We start from the raw sequence: 25,972 nt of genomic DNA, 5'->3' as shown, positions 1-25,972 counted from the left end.
ACGCTTCGCCGCCGTGCCGGCGCTCTCGGAACGCCCCGCGACGGTCGCGGGCGACAGGCGAGAGAAATATGGCCGACAAGGTTTCCCCAGAGGCGCGCGTGACCGCGCAGATCCTCGAGCATCTCGAAAACGGCGTGCGCCCGTGGGTCCAGCCGTGGGCCGGAGGCTCCAGCGATATGCCGATCCGATCCAACGGCGAGGCGTATCGTGGCGTCAACGTCCTGCTGCTCTGGATGAGCGGCGCCGCACGCAGCTTTACGTCCAACCGCTGGATGACCTACCAGCAAGCCAAGGCCCTCGGCGGCCAGGTGCGCGGCGGCCAGACCGGCACCTACATCGTCAAATACGGACAGACCGTCATCGAGGCCGATCAGTCGAAGCCAGATGACGACAGCCAGAAGCGCACACGCGGATGGCTGCGCGGCTACACCGTCTTCAACACGGACCAGATCGACAACCTGCCCGGCGAATTCTACCCGCTGGCCAGCACCCACGAGGGCGTGCCCGGCGTCGATTGGAACGAACGTCTTGAACAGGATCTCGCACGGACCGGCGCCGACATTTCCTGGTCTGGCGCTTCCGCCTATTACGCGCCCGCACAGGACCACATTCGAATGCCCGACCGCCACCTCTTCGCTGACGCGGAGCAGGCCTACAGCACCCTGTGCCATGAACTCGTGCATTGGACCGGCGCGGCGCATCGCCTGAAGCGTGACTTCGGCAATGACCGGGCCGCCTACGCGCGTGAGGAGCTCGTGGCGGAAATGGGCGCGGCCTTCCTCGGAAGCCGCTTGGGTTTCCGCCCCGATCACATCGAAGATCACGCGGCCTACCTCAGCCATTGGATCAAGGTTCTTCGCGCTGACAGCCGCGCCATCCTGCAGGCAGCTTCGAAGGCGCAGGCGGCAACCGACTACATCCTTGGCCTCGTGGGCGGCCAACACACGGTAAACCGGCTCGCCGCATAGCCTCGGGGTCTCAGGCGCCGCCTTAACCGTCGGCGCCTTCGCGCCTCGCCTCATGCTTCGATCTCGTGCGTGAACAACCAGCCACGCACCTTAAGCGTCTCGCCTGTGTCCAGGCAGACCGCTTCAAAGGTGCTGTCCAAATCCGCTGAAGGCGAAAAGGCCAGGTCGAGCGAGTAGGGGCCTGCGTCGAAGTGACCCCGGCTTGTCAGGCCTCGACCTCTGGCCTCGGCCAGCCAATCCACGTCGGCCTGCGGCATGGCAACCGTCGTCATATCGTCGCTCCCTGGGCTTCGCCGTGCGCGACGGCGCCGGTTGCGGACATGCCATCAGGCCTCCCGCGCAGAATCCCGCTCATGCGGTCTTCTGCCGGGGCCACCCCTTGGGCCGGGATCGGCATCGACATGGATCCAGGTCGAGACGCGAGCGCCTCTCGGGAAATCACTGTCTGCGGCCGCAAAGAAAAACGGATCTTCTCGCCCGCGAAAAACCCCATCAGGTCGTCGCCTGAGATGATTTTCACGACACCGTATTGCCGCTTCACCACGTTGAGTTCTGCCGGTGTCCGTCCGGTATGAATGAACAGACCTTTGGCGTTGTGTTCTCGACATACGAGGTCGAAATCATAGACGTGATCCGTCTTGATGTGTCCCGAGTAACGTTTGCACTGAACGAGCCAGAGCTCTTCGTTCAGAATGAAACGTCCATCAATGCCGCCGTCTCCTGAATAGGAGGTTCCGCGCATGATCTTGACCTTGCGTCGGTCAAGTTCGCTTAGGCAGATGTCTTCGAAGCGGTAGGGATCGACTTTTCGAAGCCAGTTGAAAACCCGTCCGGGGTTCTGCCTTGGCCCGATTTCTCGGATCTTGGAGAGGTCTTTGTACGACCGTTTTTGATTCCAGAGGTGGCGTCGCTGGGAACGGGTGGGTTTCGCTCGGCGCAGAAGTCGCCAGGCCAAAAGCCCGCCTGCAGATACCGCTACGATACCTGCGATATTCTCTAAACCAATTTCGAGAACTGGATTGAGTGAGATGATAGTCATGAAAGCACCTGTGTGGGGTAATCACGGGTGCGATCGGTCTTGCCTGTGCCGTTGAAATGGCACGGTAAAGCTCGCTTGTCGAGTGGCTAGAAAGGAAAGAGGGTGGGCGTCTCCCCCGCAAGCGGGGGGCGGGCTCTATTCTCCGCTGCGCTACGAACCGAACCTCGCAAGCGAGTTTCGTCCCATTCGGGTGACGATCCCTGACGCGGGTTCAGTGTGGGCGGTGATGGCACGATCTGGACAGGCCCATATCCTTCGCAAGGCCTAGTTTTTTCCTCACGAAAGAACCGAGGACCTGGCGCAAAAGGGGGGAAGCCCCCCCTTAATGCACCTCCTCGACTGCCTGGATGATCCGGTCGAACCGGAGAAGGCGCCGGTCTTCAGGCTTGGTTTCAGCCCACTCACCCCAGGCCTCAATACGGGCCTTCAGGCTGAGTGCATTCCACTCTTCGGCCTGTTTCATCGCCTCGGTCATCAACTGCTCGATGACGACCTGCATATGGTTGGCTTCAGCCTGTTTGACGCTCTGGTTCATGTTCTTCAGCTCCAATGAGACCGCCCGGGCGGCGGCAATGGAGCTTCGAGACACGGCAGGGTTCCCGGCAGTCACCGGAGAGCGCGGCCCAGCCGTGCTCGGAGGGAAACGGCGCAGCCGTTGACTTCCGGGATGCCGTGGCACGATGCGAACATGACGCGCACAGGGCCTGTGGCCGCGACTAGCGGCCACCCCTACCGACGGAGCCCGCCGCGCGGGCGGAGACGGCACGGTGTCAAGGATCATCGACCCTGCTGGCCGGGACGGGCGGAACGCCCGTCATAGCGCACGGCGCACCCCCAATCTCGCTGCGTTGGAGGCCTCTTCCCGGACGTTCACGCTCACCTTCAACGATCGGACGTCGCCTGGCGCCGACTGTCGCCATTCGCACAGCCTGGTTGCGATCTAGGGATGCGGACCCGGTTTGTTGTCCTGGGCGGGGCAGGGCGTGAAAGCGTCATCACAGTTCAGCGCTGAGATCTTCTTCGGCTTCGGGGAACAATCGTCCTTTCGAGAAATCACCGTCGTTGGATGCGTTCAGAGACAGACCCGTTTGCAAATTAGCGGGGGGACACCCGTTTGACTGCGGAACAACCGCGATTGATCACGATGAACCTGGGCATGGCCGTCGCTTCCCCGAAATCGACCCTTGCAGGGCGAGGGAGGTCAGACACTCCGGCTTCCGCGCTGCGCTTGTGCAGCCGGTTTCTTCCCCTCCCTCGGATTTCGGTCAGCGCCTTATGGCCACGCCCTAAGCGGTCTCGTGATCGCGGCAAGTCCGCGAGCCGGCCGGGATGACCCGGTCGGTCTGCAAAAAGGGTTAGTCTGATGAACAAGGTCCAACTGATCGGTAATCTGGTTAAAGATCCTGAGTTCCGCGAAATGTCGAACGACAAGCGCGTGGCCTCGATCCGCCTCTGCACTGAGACCCGCCGCAAGGGCAAGAAGTACACCGAGTTCCACAATATCTCGATCTACAATCAAGGTCTGGTTGGTCTGATCGAGAAATACAGCGGCAAGGGCGACAAGATCTACATTGAAGGCTCGCTGCGGAACACGAGCTGGGAAGTCGACGGCCAAACCCGCTACGGATACGAGATCGCGGTCGGCCAGAATGACCAGCTGGAGTTCCTCGGCTCTCCCCGCCGCCAGCAGGAGCCCGATCACGATCAGAACGACGACATCCCGTACTGACCTGACGGCCAGGCCCCCCGGAAACGGGGGGCCTTTTGCTGTTTGAACCACAGCACCGGAGGCGGTCATGAGACAGCATTTGAACGGCTACATTCCCCCTTGGGAAGACGACGGCAAGGACCATTGGCCAGTCGAAGGCGAGGGCGGGCAATGATCGCAGCCGGTTTCCTCGTCGTGGCGGCTGGCTTCGCTGTCATCGCCATCCTCCGCACCGTGCAGACATTCACGCATCGTCTGCCCTGGACGAGCTACATCGACCAGATCGTGTCGTCCGGCGCGGCAGCGGTCTTCACGTCCTTGATGGCTTGGTGTGTCGGATGACGGAGGCGTCGATGTTCATCAACTACTACGAATGCCCTTGCGGCACCGCGTGGGAGGATCGGCATTCGTCCACGGTTGACGATGACTGCCCCAGCTGCGGCACAAGCTGCTCGCCGGATGAAAGCGACGACGCGGACCCCGAATAGGGGCCGCGTCTTTTCGCCGTTTCACCGGCTTCGTCTGCCTGGCCAGCGCCGCTCCGATATTGCGGCGCTGGACTAGCGGCAGTGGGGCTTGACCGCCTATCAAGTCCTTGTCTGGTTTTTCCCCCTTTCTCCAGACCGGCGATGACAGCGCCGCCCTCCTGCTGTTGCGAAGGCCCCGGTTCCTGCTTGCCGGGGCCTTTTGCAGTTCTGGTTGTCTCCTGGCTGATCGTCCAAGTTTGCCGCAAGGTCTCCGCCGGTTATCCCGTCAACGGCTGAAGCCGTTCCCCTCCCGCCGCTGTCGCTCTGGTCGGTGACGGGCCGGCACCTCGCGCCAAGCCTTCTCCATCAGCCCTTCAGGCAAATGGAGATACACATGGCGAACACAGTTCATTCCGAAGAGATCTACGGCCTCGACTACAAAGCCGCTTTCGTCCCCGCGGAGCGGGGTCGCGACTGGGGCTATGTCTGGGGTCAATGCCGAAACGGATATATGCCCGGTCTGCCGACTGACTTCGACGCTCTGGTGAAGATCGCGGGCGTCCACGCTCGCGAATATGACCGCGCAATCCTCTACGCCGATCCCGACATGATGCTGGCCGCGATGGCAGGCTTCAAGGCCTGCGTCATTCAGGCAAACGGCGGAGATCCGTTCGCCTCCGAGGACGGTCCTTCGGCTCCAGGGCCTCGGATCCGCGCAGCGCTGCGGGCAAAGCCGGGCGAGGTTCCTCATTGGGGCCAGACGGGCGAGTTTCTCGTAGAGCACAACGGCATCAAGGCGGTCGTTTGCTACTCTGGCCTCGAATCCTTCATGGGGGCCAGCCTACACGCAGCGACCAAGACAGGGCCGTTCGTCTCCGAGACAGGCTACCGTTCCCTGAGTGGCGTTCAGCCGATCTACGGCACCTCGCTAGATGAAGCCGCTGCAGAGTGGATCGACGCTCTGCTCCACAAGCAACCGGCCGTCTTCATCAACGCCAAGCACAGGAAAGACCCGACCGAGGAGTTCCCCTGGTTGAGCCCCGCCGACATGGCGGCCCCAGAGGTGTTCCAGGACAAGGGCGGACAAATGGCCTTCCTGTTCTAGGCCGTCCCTGCCTTCCTCGATCAACGGCCTGCCCAGCGTGCGCGGGCCGTTCTTCGGGCGGCAAGGGACGCTCCGCTTAAACCCTTGCCTCCCGTCACTGGCCCGCGTGGCGCGGTCGGGCCGCCGATCCACGGCGGTTCAGGAGCTTCATCATGACCCTTCTAACTCTTCCCGGCCTCTGCTCTCCCGAGATCGTCAAGGCGAGGCTCACAGGCTTGAGCGTCTCCAACGCCTTCATGACCGTCGCCCGTCATCTCTTCGACGTGGTGCAGCTGATCCAGACCGATGCAGATGGTGCTCACGACCAGGCGCAGCGGAAGGATCCGCGCTTTGGCCCCGCAATCCTGATCAGTTGCGCCCTGACGCTCAACATCAGCGATGACGCGCGCCGTCGCGCCTGGCGTCAAATGTCGAACCTGACATTCCTCCTCAAGACACACGGATCTGGCGAGAGCGCAGGCCTCGTCGCCCAGGCCGCTTTGAAACTCGCGCGTGCCGTCCAGGTCCTCGACCGTTCTGCGCTGGCGGAGGTCATCGACCAGCTGGCGGACGCCGCTTCGCTTCGCGCCGCCCAGCTTCAGGTGAACCCCGGCGCCTACACAGCCGGTCTGCAGCTCTCGTTGTTGCGTCACCTCAACGCATGAGGTCGCCGCATATTGCGAAATCGCAATTCTGCGGTAGCGTCCTAGACGAAAGCCTCTGTCTCAGTCTCAACTTGCGTGAGATTGAGACGGGGGCTTTTTTCATGATCGGCTATGCACGCTCTGACGATCCACGGATGATCGCCGAACAGACTCGACGGCTCCAGTCAGCAGGCGCCAGTCACATCCTCGCTGAAGAACGCCGCATCGGGGCCGCTCTGACCCCGATCCTTGATGCCGCACTTCAGGGCCTCGCCCCCGGCGACACCCTGGCGATCGTTTCCCTCTCCGCTATCGGCGCAGATCTTCGCGACGTGTTCGCGGTCATCGCCCAGGTCGACCAGATCGGCGCGCGGCTCGTCGTCCTCGATCAGGACGTGAACAGTCACACGCCTCTGTCGCTGGCCCAGGCCGCCCGCATCTTCGGCGCCGCCCTCAGCGCCGAAAACAGATCCGTTCCCTTCCACGAGACAACCGAATGGGAGCAGACCAAGGTCGCCCTTCGCGAAAGGAAGATCTCTGCCAACGAAGCGGCGGCTCGGCATGGCGTCAGTCGCGCGACCGTCTATCGCTATCTCGGCTAGGCCAGCACTTCTCCCGGCGCGTCGCCGCACAGATCACGCCCAGCAGGGGAGGGCGCTTCTCGGCCGCAACGGCTGCGCCGTCTTCCACTGCGTTCCAGCCCTGCGGGTGCGTTCTCGGCAATCCCTCCCTGATTGGCGCGGTCGCGGCGAGCCGCGACTGAAAAGGGAGAACTGAAATGGCTCAGGCCAGCATGAACTATGACGAAAAACTGCGGCTCTTCGGATGCTGCACCGACCTCGCTCCCCCCGATTGGAGCGACTTCACCCACCTCTTCCTTTCGGCGGTTTGCGAAACCGACGAAGGCTGCACGTCCGGCCAGACCCTCGCGAACGCGCAGTTCTTCTCAGTCTATGGCGTGAACCTGTACGGCGAGGTCGAAGTCATCACCGACACGCCCGATGGCGCCACCCTCACCGAGGCCTGGGACCTGGCCAACGATCTCGGCAGCATTTCCGGCCTGCGCGTCGATCTCTGCAGCGTCCTGCAGGGAGCCCTCGCATGAGCAGCATCGCTGAAGCCACATCGAAGCTTCTCAACGTCTCGACTGCGCATATCTCACAGGCGACCTGTGATGCGGCGATGGCCAAACAGATCCCTTGGGCGACGACTATTCCCGCCGTCCACGGCTTCTTCGTCTATTGCCACGAGGAGCGCGAAGAGGGCGGCTTCGATGACCTCTGGCGCGTCCTTCAGCTCGCGGTGAAGCACGGCTTCCACTACGTGCTGTTCGACTCCGACGCCGACGGTCTAGATCCGGTCGAATCTGGGTTGCCCTACAACGAGTGGTGACCCCAGGTCCGCGCGGCGGTGGCGTACAAGCCATCGTCGCGCGGGCTCCTCGATGTCAACGGCGAGCCGTTTCCCCGCCAAGGCGGGTGACACCATCGCACCCCGCGCAGATGGGCTTTACCGCCAGCCGCCTCGGTTCGCGGACCAAAGCAGGGACACCATGATCGAGTATTTCCAACTGATCGCACAGATCGCCAATCTTGAAACAGGCGAAGAGCAGGACGGCCACGCTTCAGGCGCCGATGCTATCGCCATTCTGGACGGCCTAATCACTCAGGCCCGCGCCCAGGTGGCGCGCACGGCCACGGCTGACGCGATCGACAATGTCGGTCTGGCACTGATCAAATCCATGTCCGGACTGATCGAAGAGGCGATTGACTCCCACATCTACTGCCCCAGCGAAAAGATACCCGATGATTGCCAGTATCAGGCAAGCGTCGTCAGCGCTGAGGCCTATCTCACGGCGGCCGGGAACAGCGCTTCCGCCAGCTGATGGAACCTCGCCCGGAGCGGTCATGCTGTGGCCGCTCCGGGCTTGGCGACCCGCGATGACCTTGCGGCCTCGCAGTCGCTTGCGCCTGTCGCTCATGGCCAGGTGCGACGCCGACCGCAGCGCCCAGGGCGCGCGGTGACCCGGCGACTGCAGGGCAGGGGGCCGCAGCGCTCAATCTCACCGTCCTGGCCTTCGGCCTCGGCCGCCTCGCTCGCTCGCGTCATCGAGCAGGATCCGGCGACGGCCTGCCTTCGGCCGCGCCGCCCACCAGGGCGACGCGACGGCCTGCCTACCCGACCAGCTGGGCCCGCTCAGGGCTTGGCGACGCGCGATGGCCTGACGGCCTCGCTGTCGCTTGCGCCTGTCGCTCTTCATCCGGTGCGGCGGGCTGACGGCCTCGCTGCGCGCGTCGCCCCTAAATGGGGGGCGACGACGGCCTGCCCGAATGAGAGGTTAGGCGACGACGATTTCGCATCGTGTCATGGGAGCCCGGAAGTCAACGGCTCCGCCGTTCCCCTCCAATCGCGGCATCGCCGCTCTTTCCGGTGACTGCCGAGCGCCACCCATGCCCGAGGCGGCCATCGTCAGTCGCGGTGACTGATGTTTTGGAGGACTGGCCAATTATGCACTTTCAAGCATATGTCAAATCGGGTATAAAGCCACATGACCTGGACGATTGAATTTCACCCTGAGTTCGTACCCGAGTTCGACGATTACTCTGTTCACGTTCAGGCTGAGATTCTGAAGCTGGCGACTGCTTTGGAAACAACCGGCCCCCGCCTCGGCCGTCCCCATGCGGACACCTTGAGCGGGTCGAAATTGAAGAACCTCAAAGAACTGAGGTTCAAGGAGGGGCGCTCCGAATGGCGGGTCGCTTACATCTTCGACCCGAGCCGCAAAGGCATCCTTCTGTGCGGTGGCAGCAAATCCGGCATGAGCCAGGTGCTGTTTTACGACACCCTCATAGCAACCGCTGAAAAGCGGTATGGAACCCATCTGAAAGGCTACAAATGATGAAAAAGCCCGTTCCCCTTTCTGAAATGATGGCCCGGCAAACGCCCGAGGCTCAGGCGGCGATCCGTGACGGGGCCGAACAGATCGTGCGCGAGTTCACCCTTCGCCAAATCCGCGAGGCCGTGAAGATTTCGCAGCAGCAGCTTGCGACGGCCACAGGATCGACCCAAGCACGGGTTTCGCGCGCCGAAAACGCTGAGAACATGAATATCGAGGCCTTAGCCCGGCATATCGCAGGTCTGGGCGGAAAGCTGCGACTGACCGTCGATTTTCCCGATCGCCCGACTGTAGCGCTAACCCTTAAAGGCAAGGTCGCAAAGGATCACGAGCCCAACGTCCCCACTGGACGGGTGCGGCGTCAGGCCCTTGCCGGTTGAGGGATCGGATGCGGGGCTGCGGCGCCGCAAACCGTCCTCGCCTTCGGCCTCGGCCGCCTCGCTCGCTCGCGTCATCGAGCAGGATCCGGCGACGGCCTGCCTACCCGACCAGCTGGGCCCGCTCTGGGCTTTGCGACGCGCGATGGCCTGACGGCCCCGCTGTCGCTTGCGCCTGTCGCAATTCATCCGGTGCGGCGGGCTGACGGCCTCGCTGCGCGCGTCGCCCCTAAATGGGGGGCGACGACGGCCTGCCCGACTGAGAGAGGGGGCGCCGTCGTTTTCGCATCGTGTCATGGGAGCCTGGCCGTCAACGGCCTGAAGGCCGTTTCCCTCCGACGCCGGCACGGCCGTCGTCTCCGGTGACCGCCAAGCGCCACCCATGCCTCGAAGCTCCATCGCCGGTCGCTGGGACCGGCCTAGAGGAGTTTCGAAATGACCCTGCTGAATGGCCTCACGATCCACAAATATCAGCTGCTTGTGGCCAACAAGAAGTCCTTCATCACCTGGGCGCAGTCCCCGCAGGCCGCCTGCCGCATCGTGGCGGATTTTGAAGGTGTTCCGCTCGCTTGGGTGACAGCCCAACAGGTGGAGGGCTGAACGATGAGCAAGCAACTGTCACTCGCCCTGCGTGAGGCCTCGGCCGTTTTTCAGCCAGCGGATCAGATCGACTGGCCGTCCAGGGCGGTAACCGCCGCGCCTCTGGATCTTGAGTGCCTCAACGATCACGAGGTGCTCTCACGAATGCTGGCCAGCGTCGGGGCCGAAGTGGCGGCCTCTGCCGTGCTCTATGCCTTCCCGACAATCGCGGAGGCCGCGACCTCCTCAAGGGCGGAGTTTGTGGCCCGGACTGGAATAGACCATCACGTCCACGATCTGCTTCAGTTGGCCCATGAGATCGGGGCGCGGGTCTCGCGTTCATCGTTCGATAGGCAAGCCCTGAGCAGCTTCACCGTCGTTCAGGACTACCTACAGGTTCGTATGGGGCATCTCCCTATCGAGCAGTTCCGCGTCCTCTTCCTCGATCGCAAGAACCATCTGATCGAAGACAATCCGATGTGGACCGGGACTGTCGATCATTGCCCCGTGTACCCGCGCGAAATCATTCGTCGGGCTATCGAGCTTGGGTCCAATGCAATCGTAGTCTCCCATAACCATCCGTCGGGCGATTGCACGCCAAGCGAAGCCGATATCAAGATGACGAAGCAGATCATCAAGGCTGCAGCCGTGTTCGACATCAAGGTTCACGACCACATCATTGTCAGCCGTGGAACCTTCTGCAGCTTCAAGGTGAAGGGGCTTATCTAGGGGGCAGTGCCCCCTTTTTGCGCCCTCATGATGGTTGCGGCCTTTGGCCGTGTCTCAGGGCGGCTCTGCCCCCCTCCACGTCAAATCAACCCCGCTGGCGCGAGGCGAGCCTTCCTGCGCAAGGCTCGGATTCTGACGTGTCACCCCCCGCTCTCGGCGAGGGCCAAGGTTTGCAGGCGAGCAGCAAACCCAGGCCTGAAAAGGAAGCCGAAATGAAAATCACCATCGGAACCCGCGTAACCTGCGTGCTTCACTATTTTGGGGAGGGCATCGTCTATGACGCCGCTGGCGTCCCGGCACCGGCCACGGTGCGAGAGCTGGCGGGCGGCGCTGTGACGACAGGCGGAAACGCGCGTTATTCTGTCGTGTTCGCGAATGGCGCCGTGGCTCGGGACGTGTCCGAAGCGGTCATACTTGGCGTTCAATGGTCGATCCGGGAAGGTGTCGCGGACGCCGAGGAAATCGCCGCAGCCTTGGCCAACGCCGCCTGCGTCAAAGCTTCGAAAGCCAGCGCCGAGGAGATGAAGGCCGTTCGGATCGCCGCCGAGGTCGCCGCGCTGAAAGCAGACCCGACGCACAGCAAACTTGTCCAGGGCGAAGACTTCTATTCGGGCAAGCTGGCCGCAAAGAACATCAGGCAAGAACTGAAAGCCGCGTTCCCCGGCATGAAATTTTCAGTGACGAAGCGCCACTATGGGTCCGTTTCGGTCAAGTGGACCGATGGGCCTACGGTAGATCAGGTCGACGCAATCACTGGAAAGTACAAATCCGGCTATTACGACCCGCACGAAGACCTGCACAGCAACAAGGTTGGGCCGTGGCATATGGTTTTTGGCGGGGTGGACTACCTAAACACCGGGCGCGACTATTCCTCCGCGCATCTTCAAAGGGCAATCGACGCGGTTTTTGAAAAGAACGGCGATCTTGACGGGATCGAGAAGCCCACGCCGGAAACCTATGGTCGCGGCTATGTGGTGGTTCCGGGTTCTAACTACTGCCTTGCAGAGCTGGTCCTCATGGAAGCTCGAAAACTTGGCCCCCAGTAAACTCGTGTAATCCGGTTTCTGTTCTGCTATTTTAACCCGGTCAACAGGCCCCACGGGCCGCCCATATAGAGGATGACTAGAATGCACACTTCAGCTGACATCGCCCGCGCCGAAGCCACTTTCACACTCGCCATGCAGATCGTGAACAAGGGCGCTGAAGCAGCGCGCGAATACGCTCTGACACGCTTGGCGGCTTATGAGGATCTGAACGGGCGAGATCACAAGGCCATCAACTCTGAAGCCAAGCGCGTCCGTTGGATCGGCATTATCGCATCGAACGCCGAGCGCTGCGCCCAAAAGATCAAGTCTGATGGCCGCGCGTACTATTCTGACCAAGACGGATTGATTATTTGCACCCTGTCGGCTGACGCGTCAGCCGGTGCGGTAGGATACAAGAGGGCCTGTTAGTGAAGGTCCGGCTTCGATCCACGGGATATCGCCAAGCAGCCTGGGACGCCTTGAAGCATAAACCTTTTGAGAGTGTCCGTGCCTTGGCGGACGTTCTTGGATGTAGTGCAGACGGGCTCCGATCCTACATCGCAGCTCTTGAGGCGCATCAATACATCCAGCGCGGCGACGATGGGGTGATAACCCTCGTCAAGAAAACCGGGCCTCGCGCGCCGTCTTGGAGTGTCCATAGCAGGGAACTACGAGACTGGAACCAGGACCCCGCGATGTCGGCCGACGCGCTCAAGAAGATAGTTAGCCAATCCGGTCTGTCCGATGCTGCCTGGCTTAGAGCGATCGGCAAGCATGAGGCCGGAGGAACGCGACTTCGGCAAATGATGAACGGGCAGCGTCCCGTGAGCACTGAAATGGCCCAAGCGGCTAAGGCCTTTGCCTCAGGCCAGTTGATAACCGAAGGCTGATCTTCAGGGGAAAGAGCGCGGCATCCATTGGGGGCGTCCCCTGCGCCAGAGGAAAATCCTCTGACGCAGCGGCCACAGGTCCGCCGCTCGCGCGACGAACCTACTTGGTGACACGGCGGTAAGCGCGGTGTCGTCCAATCCTACTGCAAGGGCTCCGCCGGTTATCCCGTCAACGGCTGCGCCGTGTTCCTCGGCTGCTCTGCAGCCTTCGGTGACGGGCCGGCACCTCGCGCACGGATCTGGTCAACACCGCCCATCCAGGGCGGCGCGGATCAAGGAGCCGTCATGCGAAACACCAGCCTCACCGAAAGCCTTCGTCAATACGATCTCGATTTCGAGGCCCCTGTCGTCATCCCAGAAGCCTCTTTGCCCTCCCGGCTGCTCATCATGGCCTGCAGCGCGACAAAGGCCCCTGGCGAGGGCCTGACGGCCCGCCAGCGGTATGTCGGGCCGCTATGGCAGACCCTCAAGGCTGTCGACCCTGACGAAACAATGGCCGCTGTCGCATATCTATCGGCACGGTTCGGCCTGGGCGACGCAAGGTCGCCCCTGCCTGACTACAATAATCTGCTGTCACGCCAGGGCGCGGGTCTGATGATTGAGCGGGGCCTTGCAGGATACTACCCCTATTCGAAGCCGACCTTCAGGACAGAGCGTGGGCGTTTGGCCCACCTCGCCGGTCGAGGCCCTCTGCAGACAGGCGGCAATGAAATCTGCCGCATGAGGCGGGACGCGGGGCGTCCCTTCAGGAGCGTCGCAGTCTGTGGCGGCAAAGACTATGTCCGCGTCGCCAAAGCCTTCATTGCCGAAATGCGCGACGAGGGCCTGATTGAAGCATATGCACCCGTCACGATTATCAACGACCAGATCGGCTATATGCGGGCCCAGCTGCGAACCTGGCTCGAAAGTGAAGCCTGACGATCGGGGCACGCCGACCGCAGCGCCCAGGGCGCGCGGTGACCCGGCGACTGCAGGGCAGGGGGCCGCAGCGCTCAATCTCACCGTCCTGGCCTTCGGCCTCGGCCGCCTCGATCGCTCGCGTCATCGAGCAGGATTCGGCGACGGCCTGCCTTCGGCCACGCCGCCCACCAGGGCGACGTGACGGCCTGCCTACTCGACCAGCTGGGCCCGCTCTGGGCTTGGCGACGCGCGATGGCCTAACGGCCTCGCTGTCGCTTGCGCCTGTCGCTCTTCATCCGGTGCGGCGGGCTGACGGCCTCGCTGCGCGCGCCGCTCCCCATGGGTCGCGACGACGGCCTGCCCGACTGAGAGAGGGGGCGCCGTCGTTTTCGCATCGTGTCATGGGAGCCTGGCCGTCAACGGCCTGAAGGCCGTTTCCCTCCGACGACGGCACTGCCGCCGTCTCCGGTGACCGCCAAGCGCCACCCATGCCTCGAAGCTCCATCGCCGGTCGCTGGGACCGGCTGAAGGAGAAACATCATGGCCAAAGCCAAAACCAAAGTCGAAGCTCCGGTAGTCGAGATCATTCCCGATCCAGTCTGCGAACAACTCGTGGCCTTGGGTCTTGTGCCGAATAGTTACCACCTTGATCTGAACCGCGGCCTCACGGTCCCGGCTGAATTTCGGGTATCAGCCCCATGGAATCTCCCTTCTCGCCTCTTTCAGTTTCCAATCGAGGTCGGAGAGCTGGACTGCAACGGCCAGCGCCGGATTGGGTTGATGCATCCTGGAATGCGGACCCACCCCTATATCCGCCATGTGGAAGACCTCATGGGGCTGTCCATTTCGGAAGTCGGAGCACCGAACCTCGCCGGATACTCCAAATGCCGGATTGCGACCTGGTGGCACGCGGTGGATCTGATGTCAGAGCAACACTGGAAGGATCTGCTGGAAACACGCCAGTTCACCACTGACGATGATATCATTCGGGCTGTCGAGCTCGCGTTGAGCGGCAACCGCATAACCCCTCTGACAGCGAGATCTGTGATGCGTGCCGTTGGGGTGGAAACCTCGGAAGATGCACTGGCATTGCTCTGCAAGTTCGCCGAACCGCAAGAAGTCGTATGCGACGGGGTGACGAGCTGGCCCGTCAACAGAGGTTCGGGTTCGCCGCAGGACCGCGCATGGGGCATTATCCTGGCGATTGAAGCGGGTTGGCTGAAGTTTCGCGCGTGCGGGTTCATTGGTTGGTCCGAACTCGGCCGCTCGCGATATGAGCAAGGTCCTGGTGCGGTGTTCGTGGAAACTCCTTCTGGTCAGGGAGCCTTTGCCTTCTAACCGGGGGCTTCGGCCCCTTTTTTGGCGCTCATGACCATCTGCGACGCCGACCGCAGCGCCCAGGGCGCGCGGTAACCCGGCGACTGCAAAGCAGGGGGCCGCAGCGCTCAATCTCACCGTCCTGGCCTTCGGCCTCGGCCGCCTCGCTCGCTCGCGTCATCGAGCAGGATCCGGCGACGGCCTGCCTTCGGCCACGCCGCCCACCAGGGCGACGTGACGGCCTGCCTACCCGACCAGCTGGGCCCGCTCTGGGCTTTGCGACGCGCGATGGCCTGACGGCCACGCTGTCGCTTGCGCCTGTCGCTCTTCATCCGGTGCGGCGGGCTGACGGCCTCGCTGCGCGCGTCGCCCCTAAATGGGGGGCGACGACGGCCTGCCCGACTGAGAGAGGGCGCGCGCGACTTCCCATCCTGTCACGGGAGCCCCGCAGTCAACGGCCTGGCGGCCGTTCCCCTCCGACGCCGGCGTTGCCGACGCCTCCGGTGACAGCCGGGCGCCCACCCGTGCCTGTCTGGGTGCATCGCGTCCCGCCTCGGGGCCACAACAACAGGAGCCTTTCATGTTCGACACCGCCGCAGAAGCCAAAGCCGCCTTTGAAGCTCTGAATGCTGCAGATCAACACGCGGCTTGGGAGAAGTTCAGCCGGGACGTGGACGAAGGAATGTCGGGTTGGAACCCCTACTATCTCTATCTCAACCCCCTGTTCTGGGACGGCGGGTCGCCGTTCCCTGAAGAGGATGCCGCAGCGCTGGCGGAGTATCTTGAAGACCTGAAGCATGTGGCGGCCTCCGATACCTGGGAAGATCGTTGCATTCGTGCGAACGATCCCGGCGAAGAAGAGTTTTGGAACCGTTTCACACCGGAAGCGGCGGACTTGATGCTGGGCTGTCCCGCATGACCCAGGGGCTTCGGCCCCTTTTTGCGCGCGGGGACCAGGTGCGGCGCCGACCGCAGCGCCCAAGGCGCGCGGTGACCCGGCGACTGCAGAGCAGGGGGCCGCAGCGCTCAATCTCACCGTCCTGGCCTTCGGCCTCGGCCGCCTCGCTCGCTCGCGTCATCGAGCAGGATCCGGCGACGGCCTGCCTTCGGCCACGCCGCCCACCAGGGCGACGTGACGGCCTGCCTACCCGACCAGCTGGGCCCGCTCTGGGCTTTGCGACGCGCGATGGCCTGACGGCCCCGCTGTCGCTTGCGCCTGTCGCAATTCATCCGGTGCGGCGGGCTGACGGCCTCGCTGCGCGCGTCGCCCCTAAATGGGGGGCGACGACGGCCTGCCCGACTGAGAGAGGGCGCACGTCATCTTCGCATCGTATCTCGCGAGCCCGGAAGTCAAAGGCTGCGCCTTTCCCCGGCCTGGTCGTCGCTGCGCTCGACTAGGCCGGTGACTGCCGGGCACCCACGCGAGGTCCGAGGCTCCAATGCCGCTCGCATCGGGTGGCTGCATGGAGTGATATCATGATCGAGACCCTGACTGCCCGGATCGCCTGTTTCGTGTTCGACACACCGCGACTGAACCCGAGCGAGCACTTTGACGGGATCGGGCAAGACGAATGGCCAGCACTGATCGAAGCTCACGCTTCGATAGATCCCGGTCGTGTTCGACCGATCCGCGCCCGGTATTACGATGCGGCTGACAGACATTTCCGGCGTTGGTTCTTCGCCCAGCCGGATCAGTTTCGGCGCATGTATCTCGATGTTCTAGCGATCGTGGCGCAGGACGATGTTTCACCCGCGCATCCGCTCTACCTGGAGCATTGTGATCGTTCGGAGAGAAGTCGGGCGATGGCGATTTCGGCTGAGGAAGGGGAGGCTTAGGCCTCCCCCTTTTTGTGGCCCACTCCGGGCTCGGTCGCCTTGCGGTGGCCTGCCGGCCTCGCTGGCTCCTACGCCTGTCGTTCTCATTCGTAGTCCATTTCATGTCGGGGGGCTCTGCCCCCGTTCGCCGATCAAGGCGACCGCTGACGCGGCTTAGCGTCGGTTTCCCCGGCCTTCACGGCGACGCCGTTTGCAGGCCGGGTGATACCCCTCCGACGCACGACCTATGATCGTTTCACTCCCCCGTCCGCGAGCGGCTGTGCCGCCCACGCTTCGGAAAGCGCGGGCGCACTTCAACTAGGATTTAGCCCTGGGCGCGAACCTCTGCTCGCCGTGCCTGGGTCGGAAAGGGGAGGGTTATGATTTCAACACCACAGGTCACCCGGCACCAACGGGCGCGGGTCTATGCAGCGGCACTGTCGGTCTGTTCCTTTGCTGCTGCTGAAGAGGCCGCATCGTTTGCCGCTGCGCGTTTCCACCTTGGGCGGCGGGCTGAAGCCCGCTTGGTGTGCGAGGCCCTGCGATATGCTGAGGCTTGCGACGGAATCTGGGATCGTCTCGCGGCTCGCGTGGCGCTGGGCTATCTGGTCGATGGTTCCATTCCTGGGCCGCGTTTCATCCGCAATCAGGCTCGTCGGATCGAACGACGCATGAAGCGTCGTCGGGGATAGAGCCATGCAGTTCAAGAGAACAGTTCGACACCCGGAATGGCAGTCAACTACGCGCAAGGAGTCGGCCTACCGCCGCTCCTGTCAGAGGAAACAAGATGCGTTGCCGTTGTTGGCGCCACTGATCGCGGAAAAGCAGCGGCCTGTAGAAGAAGAGTTTGAGCGCCGCCGCGTTGCGTCTTTGGAATGGGAGGCGAGCCGCCGCCGTCAGATCGCAAGCGATTGGCGAGCCGTCCGCAGACGGCTCTTCGATCTCCCCGACTATGCCCGGAAAGCGGTCGTCGACCGCTATCATTCTTCTCGATGGTTTCCCCGAGAGGCGCGTATCCTCTACGCGCTCCTGTGGTCGGAATTGCGCGCTGTTTCGGTTCGACCCGAGGACATGCCGGCAATGGATGCGGCGGGGCGTTTGGCAGAGTGCCAGCGCTTCAACGATATGGCCAGACGCGGAGGTCTGGACGCAGCTCAGGTGCGCGCCCGGTATGCATATTCGCCGGGTGCGATGGCCTTCCTAGCGCCGGGGTTTCAGCCAACAGAAGATGCGTCCGAGCCGCATCTATATCTGCACACTTCGCGCGGTCGATGGTCGATCCTTTTTGACCGGGTTCGGGCCTTTGAGGATTTCAACCACAACTGCGATCCGAGCGGCGAACGCCGCTCCGGGGTTTTCGAAGCGCTGGGCTCTCGGTTCCGGTTCGAGGTGCTCAGTCTCAACCACTGTGACGACGAGCCTGCGGCTGTCGCTTGGAATATTGACCTGTCGCGCCGATGGGTCTGGATCGGCCTAGAGGATGAAACGCCGAACCTAGATCAGGCGACAATTTCAGACGGTTGGTGCTGGCGTCCGAGGCCGCCAGTTCGGTGAACCGACCGGGTTTCTGAGGAGCACCAGGACAGGCTCGAAATCTCAGGCGTGTTGGAAAAGGGAGCGCACTCGGCGTTCCCTTTTTCGTTTGTGCGACCCTCCAGGCTGGCGGGCGGGTTGGGCGATTGAATGATTGCCTGCGGCGCTAAGAGGGCGCGTGTGGGGAGCTGGCGCGAACGAGCAACGTCCTAGAGGCCTCCGGTTCCTTCCCCCGGTCCGCGTCGGCCGTGGCCTCTTGTCGGCCACACCCTTTGACTCACTGGCACATGGTGCTGCGAATTTTCGGGTCGGGATTGCGTTGCCCTGGCGGCTGAGCCGTCTCGGTCAAGCGCTGCTCACGACCCGTTGCCTTCGGCGGCCAGGCGTAGCGGAGAAGCGCGCAGCGCTTCGTCATCTTCATCCGGCCCGGCAGTGGATAGAGGCCGAGGGCCTCTACTGCGCCGGGCGCTCGGTCCCCTCACAAGTGAGGGAAGACCTCGCCGGATACGGAGGGCCACTCGCATGAAGAATGGCGAATGGCCCACTCGTGGGTCATTCAGGAACGCATCGAAGAGATGCGGCACACATTACGCACACCTGCGGGGGGTTATCGCATTGTTTTTGCAGACAAAAAAATCTACGAAAGGTGCCGCACTTCGGACCCCCGGCGTTATTTTCAATATTTACGCCGTTATTACAATGGGTTAAGGTGCCGCACTTCGGACCCCCAAAATAGCGGCTTCTGTCATGCCTTCTGCATTATCCCGGCTCCAAACACGAGTTCCACCAGCCGTCTTTGAGCGGGCCAAAGCCAAGGCGAAGGCCAACGGCAAAACCGTCTCCGACTATCTGGCCGACCTGGTTCGGGCCGACCTCGACGGACACCAGGACTACATGGTCAAGCTCATCGGCCACCGATTGATGATCGTGTCTGTCATGATGACGGCCATGCTGAAGTCGGAAGTCAGCGAAGAAGAATTCGTTCGGATCCGTGCGATTGCCTCACAGTTAGGCGCCGGGGCGTTCGGGCCTTTGCCGCCACGGCCTTTCGACCTACCGGAAGATCTGGCCGCACTCGAAAGCATCAAGGCTCTTCACGAGGCCCTCAGCCACGTGTAGGAGGGGTTTGCCCCTTCCCATCTTGCTTCTGCACCAGCTCCACCTTGGAGACTGGTTTTGGCTCGCCCGAACAACACAACTTTCGCCGCATGGCTCCGTGGTGGACAGACCTTCGGTCACACCGTTGCGATGGTGCATGGTGTTTTCCTTTTCATCGGCAAATGGCTCCTTATCCCCGCCATCTGCTGCTATATCTGGCTGCAGTTCTGGGCCACCGATCTAGAACTTCAATACGGCTTCACAGTCCTTCAGGCGCGTCTCTTCGAATGGTTCGGATCACCCGCACCTGACGAGCTTTCTGTGCCGGTTCCGGGGAGCAATCGTGAAATCTATCACGTCTCCGATATCCCCCATCTCCCCTTCGTTCGTCCGCTGGCCGACGCTTATTTCTCCAAGTTCAAACTTGTCTTCGTCGTCTGGTTCTTTGCCGCCACCAGCCTGATCTCCTTGCAGGCCTTCCTCTTCACCACCTCGGGCAAGGCAAAGCTGAAGACCCGACAGGTCAAGGGGCAGGAAGTCGTGTCGGCTACCAAGCTGCTAAGCGAGGTCCGTGATTTCAATGCGGACGTGGCCAAGGAGAAGGGGCTTCCCCCGGCTAAGCCACTAAGCCTTGTCGGCCTCGACTATCCTCACGACGGAGAGTTCGAACATACGATGATCACCGGAGGCATCGGCTCCGGTAAGTCCGTCGCCATTAAACGTTATCTGGCTTCGCTTCGCGAACGCGGCGACCGGGCCATCATCTATGATCCCGAGGGCGAGTACATTCGCGACTTCTACGACCCCTCGATTGACGTCATCCTAAATCCCTTCGACGACAGATCGCCCAGTTGGTCGCCTTTCTTCGATGCGACGGAACAGGTCGAATGGGATCGTCTTGCGCACGGCATTTTCAAGGATCCGAAGAGCGGTGATCCCTACTGGACCCAAGTCGCTCGCGACCTTTTTTCGTGGACCAGTTACGCTCTTCAGAAACGCTGGCCGAACGCCACACTCCATGATGCCCTGAACCTATTCTTCGGCCCCTCGGACAACCTCAAGGCTATTCTAGGGGACACCCCCGCAGCGAAACACCTTGAGGGCGCTGGCCAGCGCACCTCCTCCCTAGAGTCGATGTTGACCCAGGGGACTACCCCGCTCGTCTATCTGCTCACTCAACGCGAGCCCTTCTCGATCAAGAAATGGATCAACTACCCCGAACGCCGACCGGGCTTCCTTTTCCTATCCGCGCCCGAGTCTCACATCGCCACTATGCGTCCCCTGCTGGGCTTCTGGTCGGACATCGCCATCAGTTCCATCCTGACCAGGATGGCGACAGGTGTTCCGCCTATTCCTACCCACATCATCCTTGACGAGTTCCCGACCCTTGGCCGGGTCGATTCACTTGCTGAGGGTCCGGCTCGTCTCCGCAAACACGGCGGCGCGATGCTCTTCGGGCTGCAACAGGTTTCGCAGCTCAAAGACATCTACGGCACCGAAAGAGCGCTCACCATCATCGGTCAATGCACCAATAAGCTTGTCCTTCGCGCGAACGATCCTGACACCGCAAAGACGATGAGCCTGATGCTTGGCGAGCGCGTCATGCACCGCGTCACGGAGGCTACCACCTACGGCGCCAATACCGTCCGCGACGGCGTCGGCATCACGCCTAAGGAAGAGAAGGAGCCCGTCTTCTCGCCAACTCAGATCATGAACTTCCCGGCCCTCCAGGGCGTCGTGAAGCTCAGCAACCGACGCCCTTCGCGACCCTTCCCAATCGCGACGGTGAAGTTCACGCCTCTGCCGCTTCCACCATTGGCTGAACCCTTCATCGCACTCACTGGCCCTAGCGTTGTGGACCGCTTCATGAACCGAAACGTCCGTCGCTCCGACGGTGCGCAAACGACGAGGGGAGCAGCTGCAGCAGCAACCCATGCCAAGGCGTTGAATGCTGGCGCTTCAGAGGTGGACTCCTCCGAGGGCTCCGCTGCGCAGACCTCTGGCGGTGGACGCCAGGCGTCATTGACATTGGTGGTGGACAACGACGGCAAGAACGTCGGCGCCAGTGGAAAGGGGGAGGGGGCTTCATCTCAGAACCTCGACAAGGCTCCGGATCCTGCATCAAAGGTCACCACCCTAGGGACGAAAGCCGATCAGGCCGAACAGGGTTCGGAGCTGTCAGTGTCGGAGGCCCTGGAGGCTCTTGTTGCGGAAAAGCGTGACGCTGAGGTCACCGCAGATGACGACCAGCCTAAGCAGGACCGGACGGGACGGGGGACCAAGGGCCTCGATCTCGATGACATGATCATCGACGGGCTCTGATCATGCTCAGCATCAGCAGCATCAAGTCCGCAGGCGGCGCCGCTAACTATTACGGCAAAGACGACTATTACGTCACCGGAGAGGCCGACAGCCCCGGACTTACGTGGGGTGGCAAGGGCTCCGAAACCGCGGGCCTTTCCGGGTTGTCCAGCCCGGAACAGTTTCGGTCTGTCCTCAATGGGAGCCACCCGGCTTTCAACGACGGTGAAGTTGGCAAGGTCAACGATCGCCACCGGCCCGGATGGGATCTCACTTTTAGCGCACCCAAGACCGTGTCTGTCATGGCCCTTGTCGGCGGCGATAGACGCTTGCTTGAGGCCCATCGCGAGGCTGTCAAAGATGCCATGGGGTACGTCGAAAAGGATTTCTCGATCACCCGCGTCCGCCAAGGCGATGGCACGGTCAAGGAGGTTCGGACTGGCAATCTCGTGTTCGCCACAACCGAACACCAAACCTCGCGTGCAGGCGACCCGCAGGTTCACTCTCACAACGTCGTGGCAAATCGGACCTACGACAGCGACACCAAGACCTGGCGCGCGCTCGAAACATCGCACCTCTACAAGAATTTCAAGACCCCTGGCCTTGTCTATCAGGCGTCATTGGCCAGCCGCGTCATGGCGCTGGGCTACGACGTTGTGAAGGATAGGGAGGGCACGTTCGAGATCGCGGGCGTCAACCGCGCTAAGGTTGAGGCTTTCTCCCAGCGGCATCTCGACATCGAGGCCAAGATTAAGACCGCGGAACGCGAAAAGGGTCGGCCTCTGACGCCCTCTGAGCGTGAAGTGATGGTGCTGAAGGACAGGCCCAAGAAACTCGATCATCCGCGCCAGGAGTTGGAGGCGCGCTGGCAAGAGACAGCCAAGCAAGTCGGGCTGGACCTCGGATCCATCGTCGGTAACGCCCAAGGCAAGTCGCAGGGACATGATCTGACGCCGCAAACCTCTGGCATCGCCTCCGACGAGGTTTCTGTCAGGGTTGCTCAGCAGCGCGCATCGGCTGGGTACTCGCCTTCAGGGGATGACCAATACTCCAATCCCAACAGCCAGGCACCTCAACGCAAAGGCGCAGCTCGTGCCTTCAGCTATGCCGTGCGCGTTTTCGAGCAGTCCAAAACCGTATTCTCGAAACATGAGGTCCTGGCCGAGGCTATTCGAATTGCTCCAGCGGGGATCACGGCCGGTCAGATTCTAGCCTCCCGTCATGCCCTGCAGGGCGATGGGCGTCTGCAAAAGGCGGACAAGACCGTTCTGGATGGCCTTACAACCAAAAATGCGCTCGCTCTCGAAAGACAGGTCATCTCGCGGATCGAGGCGACCAAGGGTCACGTTACCCCGTCGTTCACCGAGGCGACGGCCCCTGTTCAGATTGCTCGTGCCGAGAATGATCCGTCCGTAGGCATCAAGCTAGATGACAGCCAACGCTCGGCCGCCATCGCAGTGCTCACCAGCGCCGATCGCTATGTGGGCGTTCAGGGGTCGGCCGGCGTCGGCAAGACCACCATGTTCAAGGTGCTCAAGGTCGCCGCCAAGAACGACGAATTCATAGGGCTCGCCGCCCAGCACGACGCCGCCCAGGTGCTCTTCAAAGAAGCTGGCATCGAGAGCCGCACGATTGAATCGTTCCTCCTCAACGTCGAACGGACGGTTGCGCGTGGCGGCGTCGGTCTGGAGAAAATGAGGGCCTCGTACAGTTCAAAGACGCTGCTGGTCGATGAATCGTCCATGCAGAGCAATTCCCAGATGGACCGGCTGCAGCGTGCGGTCGAGGTCACGAATATCAAGCGCGCCATCTTTGTCGGCGACGAACGACAACTCGGGTCGCCTGAAGCGGGCGCGCCTTTCCGTCACGCCCTGGCCAACGGTCTTCAGCATACCGTCATGGACAATATTCGGCGCCAGAAGGATCCCGTTCTGCTGGAAGCCGTGAAGCACCTTTCGAAGGGCAATGTGTCGCCGGCCGTTCGAGGCATTCAGCGGCACATCTCAGCGATCGGCCTCAATGTTGGTGACCGCGACTATGCAAAGGCCATTCATGCGGCCTGGTCCGCTGGTCGAGCCGAGGGCAAGGATCCGCGCATAATCGTCCCGACCAACGCATTGCGCGGGGCGGTGGCCGCCGAGGTGCGAAAGACCCTGATCGAGGAGGGCGTGCTGGGTGATGGCCAGCAGCATGACGCGCTCCGATCTGCACGAATGTCAGGAGCGGCTAAGCACCGCGCCGAAAACTACAGAGAAGGCCACATTCTCGTTTTCCATCGCGCCCATACGGCCAGCGGCGTCAAGCGCGACGCGCATGTGACCGTTGTCGGTCGTGATTTGCGAAACAACGTCCTGCTCCTTCAGGACAAGGCGGGGAAGGGGTTCAACGTCGACCTGGGCGCGATGGAGGCGTCACGTAATTCCTACTTTGAGCCCTATCTGAAGAAAGACCTGGAGGTCCGTCAGGGCGACCAGATGGTCTGGGATCGTCATAGCCAGTCCAAGGACAAGAAGACCGGCGCCGTTGAACGTGAGTTCAAGGTCGGCCAGCGCTTCACCGTTGAAGGGGTCCGTGACGACAAATGGACGATCCGCGATGAAGACGGAAAACAGCACGTTCTCCGCGCTGACGACCCGGCGCTGAAGTTTGTGAGCTACGGCTACGCCGAAACTGCAGACCGTTCCCAGGGCAAGACGTATCGGGACGTGATCGCCGCGCTGGGCTCAAACCACGGCGAGGCGGCTACGGCCAGCCGCCTCTATGTGCAGCTTTCCCGTACTGCCGAGGGGTTCCGCCTGATCACCGATGATGTTCAGCGTCTCACGATGCGGCTGAACAAGCAGGACGGCCTCAACCTGATCGCCAGTCGCGAGCTCTCGTCCGTTGTGCAGGCTATCGCCCAAGACCAGGCTGGCCAGCAGCCCGCGCTTGCAAAAGACGCCACGCTCTCGCCCGCGCCCGGTCAGCAATCGCCCAAAACGCCAGAGACGCCAGACTTGTCCAAGGACGGCGCACCGAAGCAACAGCCGGAGCGGTCGCTTGAGTTGGCGCCACAGAAAACACCTGAGCTCGCCCGGACCAAGGAGCCCGAGAAGGGCAACGACTACAGTTTGTAACCCCCCGACTATCAGCTCGCGGCTGACCTCTTTTATCAGTCGTATTCGCCTCGGCTTTCACCTGGACTGGTTCATTACATGACGACGACCCAAGCTATGCCTGACCATTTGATGAGTAAGATTGCATCAGTCGCGACCGATCTTGCGGCTGGAAGTAGCGTCACGAGCTCTCTGTTTGCGGGCACGTTTTTGTTCTTCCTGATCGAGCACCCCGAAGCGACCGCCGATTTCCTTGATCGCGGCGCGGAGGTGCTCAGCGACTACAATCTCGAATTGCCAGCGGACGGAGCGCTGTCATGATCGAGTGGCAGAGCAAGGCTGCGAGCCGTGCCCGTGCTTTCGGACCAGGCCCGACGCTCAGGGAGAGGTTGGCGCTGCGGCCAATCCACCTCGTGATCCTCGCAGCTCAGGCCGGTGCTTACGTGCTCGTTGGGGCCTTAATCGCCCGCACCGACGATCCGGCTGTCAGGGCCTATGTCGGTGTTCTCTTCGGCACCGTTTGGTTGCTGACCGTAATGGCGACCTGGGCCGGTCGAGCGATCCCATTCTTGTATCCGCGCCCTGTACTGCGGGTGGCGCTAATCGGCTTTCCCGTCTGCCTGGGCCTGTTGGGGCTACTGCAGATCAAACTCGGAAACCCGTTCTAACTGGAACAGTCCCGGTTTCGTATAATCATAATTAGAGGATATTTCCCTTGAACATCAAGGGGTTACCCTTCGGCAAGGCGTTTATGAATGACCTCGAGGACCTTCAGAATGAATAGCAGAGTACAAGTTAGCGACCATAATGGACTTCGGGCATCGGGGTTGGGCTTTGTTATCAGTTCAATGATGCTGGCTTTAGGTATTGCAGTGCATGTGCCGTCATTGACGATTATGGCTCTTACGGCTTGCGGGCTGACCTCTTTGGTCTCGAATAGGTTGCATGATCGGGTTTTGGGTTATTGGGCGAGCACCACTCTTTGGTTTGTCTGTTTTCTATTCGGTGCAATGTCCATAGCTGGTTTTCTTACCAAGAATCCCGCTACGGTTGAGCTGGCTTACCGGCTCGCGCTTGTCGTTCTAGTCAATCAGGTAATAACGGCCGCAGTTGTTGTGGTAATGTTTTTGCGCGTCAAGCGTATGGTCGCTACTCGCGACTACAGCGGGCCATGGCAATGAAGTCGCTTAATCGACCTCGTTTGAATGCGTTCCTTCGGGATCAAAGGACGCCATCTGAAGTCGCGGCTATCATTCGCGAGCTTCAGGCCCTTGATCCAGTAACAGCCGCTCAGGAGGCGGACGTTCTTCTGCGAGCTTTACAGGATAGCGACCAGGGCGACACTGATCGTATGGCGGCGCAGCGCGCCCAGAAGCAAGCCTTCAGGGACTGGAAGGCACTGCGCGAGCCTGCAGGCCAGCCTATGGCGCCCGAGGCGCAACTAAGCGCCTGCGACGAATGGGCGGCCTCGCTTTTCGATGCTTGAGTTTCTTTCCAGGACCACTGT

General features: G+C 61.8%; 31 protein-coding genes. 28 read left to right on the top strand and 3 right to left on the bottom strand.

Translation table 11 applies throughout. The annotated features are described in order from the left end of the window. The first annotated feature begins 68 nt into the window (after positions 1-68). Complete coding sequence (locus tag KWG56_RS18490) at positions 69-968, top strand: ArdC family protein (protein WP_201101150.1); 900 nt, start codon at positions 69-71, stop codon at positions 966-968. 50 nt (positions 969-1,018) lie between these two features. Here the strand turns inward: KWG56_RS18490 and KWG56_RS18485 are convergent, their stop codons facing one another. The 3 genes from KWG56_RS18485 to KWG56_RS18475 all read right to left on the bottom strand — a co-directional run bounded on the left by KWG56_RS18485 (position 1,019) and on the right by KWG56_RS18475 (position 2,542). Then, complete coding sequence (locus tag KWG56_RS18485; protein WP_219373688.1) at positions 1,019-1,240, bottom strand: hypothetical protein; 222 nt, start codon at positions 1,238-1,240, stop codon at positions 1,019-1,021. After that, complete coding sequence (locus KWG56_RS18480) at positions 1,237-2,007, bottom strand: restriction endonuclease (RefSeq protein WP_201101152.1); 771 nt, start codon at positions 2,005-2,007, stop codon at positions 1,237-1,239. The genes KWG56_RS18485 and KWG56_RS18480 overlap by 4 nt, the downstream gene beginning before the upstream one ends. A gap of 322 nt (positions 2,008-2,329) precedes the next feature. Continuing rightward, positions 2,330-2,542 carry a hypothetical protein gene (locus KWG56_RS18475; RefSeq protein WP_219373687.1) on the bottom strand — a complete coding sequence of 71 codons (213 nt, stop codon included), beginning with the start codon at positions 2,540-2,542 and terminating at the stop codon, positions 2,330-2,332. An 828-nt stretch (positions 2,543-3,370) separates the two neighbouring features. Between KWG56_RS18475 and KWG56_RS18470 the strand changes: the two genes are divergently transcribed. The 27 genes from KWG56_RS18470 to KWG56_RS18340 all read left to right on the top strand — a co-directional run bounded on the left by KWG56_RS18470 (position 3,371) and on the right by KWG56_RS18340 (position 25,951). After that, positions 3,371-3,736: a single-stranded DNA-binding protein gene (locus tag KWG56_RS18470; protein WP_219373686.1), complete on the top strand. Its 366-nt coding sequence runs from the start codon at positions 3,371-3,373 to the stop codon at positions 3,734-3,736. A gap of 150 nt (positions 3,737-3,886) precedes the next feature. After that, positions 3,887-4,057, top strand: coding sequence for a hypothetical protein (locus tag KWG56_RS18465; protein ID WP_201101155.1), 171 nt, complete (start codon positions 3,887-3,889; stop codon positions 4,055-4,057). Positions 4,058-4,576: 519 nt separating this feature from the next. Continuing rightward, entirely contained in the window at positions 4,577-5,287 is a 711-nt protein-coding gene (locus tag KWG56_RS18460; protein WP_219373685.1) for a hypothetical protein, read from the top strand. A gap of 215 nt (positions 5,288-5,502) precedes the next feature. Further along, positions 5,503-5,931 (top strand): hypothetical protein, encoded by a 429-nt coding sequence (locus KWG56_RS18455; RefSeq protein WP_201101158.1) that lies wholly within the window; start codon positions 5,503-5,505, stop codon positions 5,929-5,931. Next, entirely contained in the window at positions 5,928-6,512 is a 585-nt protein-coding gene (locus KWG56_RS18450) for a recombinase family protein (protein ID WP_342393762.1), read from the top strand. Before KWG56_RS18455 ends, KWG56_RS18450 begins: the two co-directional genes overlap by 4 nt. 176 nt (positions 6,513-6,688) lie before the next feature. Then, positions 6,689-7,015, top strand: a complete 327-nt coding sequence (locus KWG56_RS18445; protein WP_201101160.1) for a hypothetical protein — start codon at positions 6,689-6,691, stop codon at positions 7,013-7,015. Next, a complete protein-coding gene (locus tag KWG56_RS18440; protein ID WP_201101161.1) occupies positions 7,012-7,302 on the top strand; it encodes a DUF5983 family protein in 291 nt (96 codons plus the stop codon). The genes KWG56_RS18445 and KWG56_RS18440 overlap by 4 nt, the downstream gene beginning before the upstream one ends. Before the next feature lie 160 nt (positions 7,303-7,462). After that, positions 7,463-7,795, top strand: coding sequence for a hypothetical protein (locus KWG56_RS18435; RefSeq protein WP_219373730.1), 333 nt, complete (start codon positions 7,463-7,465; stop codon positions 7,793-7,795). Positions 7,796-8,458: 663 nt separating this feature from the next. Continuing rightward, entirely contained in the window at positions 8,459-8,809 is a 351-nt protein-coding gene (locus tag KWG56_RS18430; RefSeq protein ID WP_219373729.1) for a type II toxin-antitoxin system RelE/ParE family toxin, read from the top strand. Continuing rightward, entirely contained in the window at positions 8,809-9,186 is a 378-nt protein-coding gene (locus tag KWG56_RS18425) for a helix-turn-helix domain-containing protein (RefSeq protein WP_201101246.1), read from the top strand. Before KWG56_RS18430 ends, KWG56_RS18425 begins: the two co-directional genes overlap by 1 nt. Positions 9,187-9,618: 432 nt before the next feature. Next, positions 9,619-9,783 (top strand): hypothetical protein, encoded by a 165-nt coding sequence (locus tag KWG56_RS18420; RefSeq protein WP_201101247.1) that lies wholly within the window; start codon positions 9,619-9,621, stop codon positions 9,781-9,783. A 3-nt stretch (positions 9,784-9,786) separates the two neighbouring features. Beyond that, positions 9,787-10,491: a JAB domain-containing protein gene (locus KWG56_RS18415; protein ID WP_219373728.1), complete on the top strand. Its 705-nt coding sequence runs from the start codon at positions 9,787-9,789 to the stop codon at positions 10,489-10,491. Between the two features lie 212 nt (positions 10,492-10,703). Continuing rightward, positions 10,704-11,537: an LPD29 domain-containing protein gene (locus KWG56_RS18410; protein ID WP_219373727.1), complete on the top strand. Its 834-nt coding sequence runs from the start codon at positions 10,704-10,706 to the stop codon at positions 11,535-11,537. An 81-nt stretch (positions 11,538-11,618) separates the two neighbouring features. After that, positions 11,619-11,945 carry a hypothetical protein gene (locus KWG56_RS18405; RefSeq protein ID WP_201101250.1) on the top strand — a complete coding sequence of 109 codons (327 nt, stop codon included), beginning with the start codon at positions 11,619-11,621 and terminating at the stop codon, positions 11,943-11,945. 266 nt (positions 11,946-12,211) lie between these two features. Further along, on the top strand, positions 12,212-12,406 hold the full coding sequence (locus KWG56_RS18400) for a hypothetical protein (protein WP_219373726.1): 195 nt from the start codon (positions 12,212-12,214) through the stop codon (positions 12,404-12,406). Positions 12,407-12,691: 285 nt separating this feature from the next. After that, positions 12,692-13,324, top strand: a complete 633-nt coding sequence (locus tag KWG56_RS18395; RefSeq protein ID WP_219373725.1) for a hypothetical protein — start codon at positions 12,692-12,694, stop codon at positions 13,322-13,324. A 522-nt stretch (positions 13,325-13,846) separates the two neighbouring features. After that, positions 13,847-14,644, top strand: a complete 798-nt coding sequence (locus KWG56_RS18390; RefSeq protein ID WP_219373724.1) for a hypothetical protein — start codon at positions 13,847-13,849, stop codon at positions 14,642-14,644. Between the two features lie 559 nt (positions 14,645-15,203). Beyond that, positions 15,204-15,542, top strand: a complete 339-nt coding sequence (locus KWG56_RS18385) for a hypothetical protein (RefSeq protein ID WP_201101254.1) — start codon at positions 15,204-15,206, stop codon at positions 15,540-15,542. Between the two features lie 557 nt (positions 15,543-16,099). Then, positions 16,100-16,459, top strand: coding sequence for a hypothetical protein (locus tag KWG56_RS18380; protein ID WP_201101256.1), 360 nt, complete (start codon positions 16,100-16,102; stop codon positions 16,457-16,459). A 675-nt stretch (positions 16,460-17,134) separates the two neighbouring features. After that, a complete protein-coding gene (locus tag KWG56_RS18375; RefSeq protein ID WP_219373723.1) occupies positions 17,135-17,992 on the top strand; it encodes a hypothetical protein in 858 nt (285 codons plus the stop codon). 726 nt (positions 17,993-18,718) lie between these two features. After that, a complete protein-coding gene (locus KWG56_RS18370; RefSeq protein WP_201101099.1) occupies positions 18,719-19,090 on the top strand; it encodes a hypothetical protein in 372 nt (123 codons plus the stop codon). A gap of 57 nt (positions 19,091-19,147) precedes the next feature. Further along, complete coding sequence (locus KWG56_RS18365) at positions 19,148-21,391, top strand: type IV secretion system DNA-binding domain-containing protein (RefSeq protein WP_201101100.1); 2,244 nt, start codon at positions 19,148-19,150, stop codon at positions 21,389-21,391. Between the two features lie 2 nt (positions 21,392-21,393). Then, positions 21,394-24,486 carry a MobF family relaxase gene (mobF, locus tag KWG56_RS18360; protein WP_219373722.1) on the top strand — a complete coding sequence of 1,031 codons (3,093 nt, stop codon included), beginning with the start codon at positions 21,394-21,396 and terminating at the stop codon, positions 24,484-24,486. Between the two features lie 78 nt (positions 24,487-24,564). Then, a complete protein-coding gene (locus KWG56_RS18355) occupies positions 24,565-24,786 on the top strand; it encodes a hypothetical protein (RefSeq protein WP_201101102.1) in 222 nt (73 codons plus the stop codon). Beyond that, entirely contained in the window at positions 24,783-25,133 is a 351-nt protein-coding gene (locus KWG56_RS18350) for a hypothetical protein (protein ID WP_201101103.1), read from the top strand. Before KWG56_RS18355 ends, KWG56_RS18350 begins: the two co-directional genes overlap by 4 nt. 108 nt (positions 25,134-25,241) lie before the next feature. Then, complete coding sequence (locus KWG56_RS18345; protein WP_219373721.1) at positions 25,242-25,646, top strand: hypothetical protein; 405 nt, start codon at positions 25,242-25,244, stop codon at positions 25,644-25,646. Further along, positions 25,643-25,951 carry a hypothetical protein gene (locus KWG56_RS18340; RefSeq protein WP_219373720.1) on the top strand — a complete coding sequence of 103 codons (309 nt, stop codon included), beginning with the start codon at positions 25,643-25,645 and terminating at the stop codon, positions 25,949-25,951. The genes KWG56_RS18345 and KWG56_RS18340 overlap by 4 nt, the downstream gene beginning before the upstream one ends. Positions 25,952-25,972 lie beyond the last annotated feature (21 nt).

Source organism: Brevundimonas nasdae (assembly GCF_019395145.1).
Classification (GTDB): Bacteria; Pseudomonadota; Alphaproteobacteria; order Caulobacterales; family Caulobacteraceae; genus Brevundimonas; species Brevundimonas nasdae.
This window is presented reverse-complemented; position numbering and strand designations above follow the sequence as displayed.

Coding starts and splice junctions, on each gene's coding strand:
- KWG56_RS18465 (WP_201101155.1), top strand. CDS start 3,887: ATGATCGCAGCCGGTTTCCTCGTCGTGGCGGCTGGCTTCGCTGTCATC.
- KWG56_RS18340 (WP_219373720.1), top strand. CDS start 25,643: ATGAAGTCGCTTAATCGACCTCGTTTGAATGCGTTCCTTCGGGATCAA.
- KWG56_RS18345 (WP_219373721.1), top strand. CDS start 25,242: ATGAATAGCAGAGTACAAGTTAGCGACCATAATGGACTTCGGGCATCG.
- KWG56_RS18420 (WP_201101247.1), top strand. CDS start 9,619: ATGACCCTGCTGAATGGCCTCACGATCCACAAATATCAGCTGCTTGTG.
- mobF (WP_219373722.1), top strand. CDS start 21,394: ATGCTCAGCATCAGCAGCATCAAGTCCGCAGGCGGCGCCGCTAACTAT.
- KWG56_RS18395 (WP_219373725.1), top strand. CDS start 12,692: ATGCGAAACACCAGCCTCACCGAAAGCCTTCGTCAATACGATCTCGAT.
- KWG56_RS18450 (WP_342393762.1), top strand. CDS start 5,928: ATGAGGTCGCCGCATATTGCGAAATCGCAATTCTGCGGTAGCGTCCTA.
- KWG56_RS18480 (WP_201101152.1), bottom strand. CDS start 2,007: ATGACTATCATCTCACTCAATCCAGTTCTCGAAATTGGTTTAGAGAAT.
- KWG56_RS18490 (WP_201101150.1), top strand. CDS start 69: ATGGCCGACAAGGTTTCCCCAGAGGCGCGCGTGACCGCGCAGATCCTC.
- KWG56_RS18350 (WP_201101103.1), top strand. CDS start 24,783: ATGATCGAGTGGCAGAGCAAGGCTGCGAGCCGTGCCCGTGCTTTCGGA.
- KWG56_RS18430 (WP_219373729.1), top strand. CDS start 8,459: ATGACCTGGACGATTGAATTTCACCCTGAGTTCGTACCCGAGTTCGAC.
- KWG56_RS18355 (WP_201101102.1), top strand. CDS start 24,565: ATGACGACGACCCAAGCTATGCCTGACCATTTGATGAGTAAGATTGCA.
- KWG56_RS18435 (WP_219373730.1), top strand. CDS start 7,463: ATGATCGAGTATTTCCAACTGATCGCACAGATCGCCAATCTTGAAACA.
- KWG56_RS18485 (WP_219373688.1), bottom strand. CDS start 1,240: ATGACGACGGTTGCCATGCCGCAGGCCGACGTGGATTGGCTGGCCGAG.
- KWG56_RS18370 (WP_201101099.1), top strand. CDS start 18,719: ATGCCTTCTGCATTATCCCGGCTCCAAACACGAGTTCCACCAGCCGTC.
- KWG56_RS18400 (WP_219373726.1), top strand. CDS start 12,212: ATGTCGGCCGACGCGCTCAAGAAGATAGTTAGCCAATCCGGTCTGTCC.
- KWG56_RS18375 (WP_219373723.1), top strand. CDS start 17,135: ATGCAGTTCAAGAGAACAGTTCGACACCCGGAATGGCAGTCAACTACG.
- KWG56_RS18445 (WP_201101160.1), top strand. CDS start 6,689: ATGGCTCAGGCCAGCATGAACTATGACGAAAAACTGCGGCTCTTCGGA.
- KWG56_RS18405 (WP_201101250.1), top strand. CDS start 11,619: ATGCACACTTCAGCTGACATCGCCCGCGCCGAAGCCACTTTCACACTC.
- KWG56_RS18385 (WP_201101254.1), top strand. CDS start 15,204: ATGTTCGACACCGCCGCAGAAGCCAAAGCCGCCTTTGAAGCTCTGAAT.
- KWG56_RS18470 (WP_219373686.1), top strand. CDS start 3,371: ATGAACAAGGTCCAACTGATCGGTAATCTGGTTAAAGATCCTGAGTTC.
- KWG56_RS18425 (WP_201101246.1), top strand. CDS start 8,809: ATGAAAAAGCCCGTTCCCCTTTCTGAAATGATGGCCCGGCAAACGCCC.
- KWG56_RS18415 (WP_219373728.1), top strand. CDS start 9,787: ATGAGCAAGCAACTGTCACTCGCCCTGCGTGAGGCCTCGGCCGTTTTT.
- KWG56_RS18475 (WP_219373687.1), bottom strand. CDS start 2,542: ATGAACCAGAGCGTCAAACAGGCTGAAGCCAACCATATGCAGGTCGTC.
- KWG56_RS18390 (WP_219373724.1), top strand. CDS start 13,847: ATGGCCAAAGCCAAAACCAAAGTCGAAGCTCCGGTAGTCGAGATCATT.
- KWG56_RS18380 (WP_201101256.1), top strand. CDS start 16,100: ATGATCGAGACCCTGACTGCCCGGATCGCCTGTTTCGTGTTCGACACA.
- KWG56_RS18410 (WP_219373727.1), top strand. CDS start 10,704: ATGAAAATCACCATCGGAACCCGCGTAACCTGCGTGCTTCACTATTTT.
- KWG56_RS18440 (WP_201101161.1), top strand. CDS start 7,012: ATGAGCAGCATCGCTGAAGCCACATCGAAGCTTCTCAACGTCTCGACT.
- KWG56_RS18460 (WP_219373685.1), top strand. CDS start 4,577: ATGGCGAACACAGTTCATTCCGAAGAGATCTACGGCCTCGACTACAAA.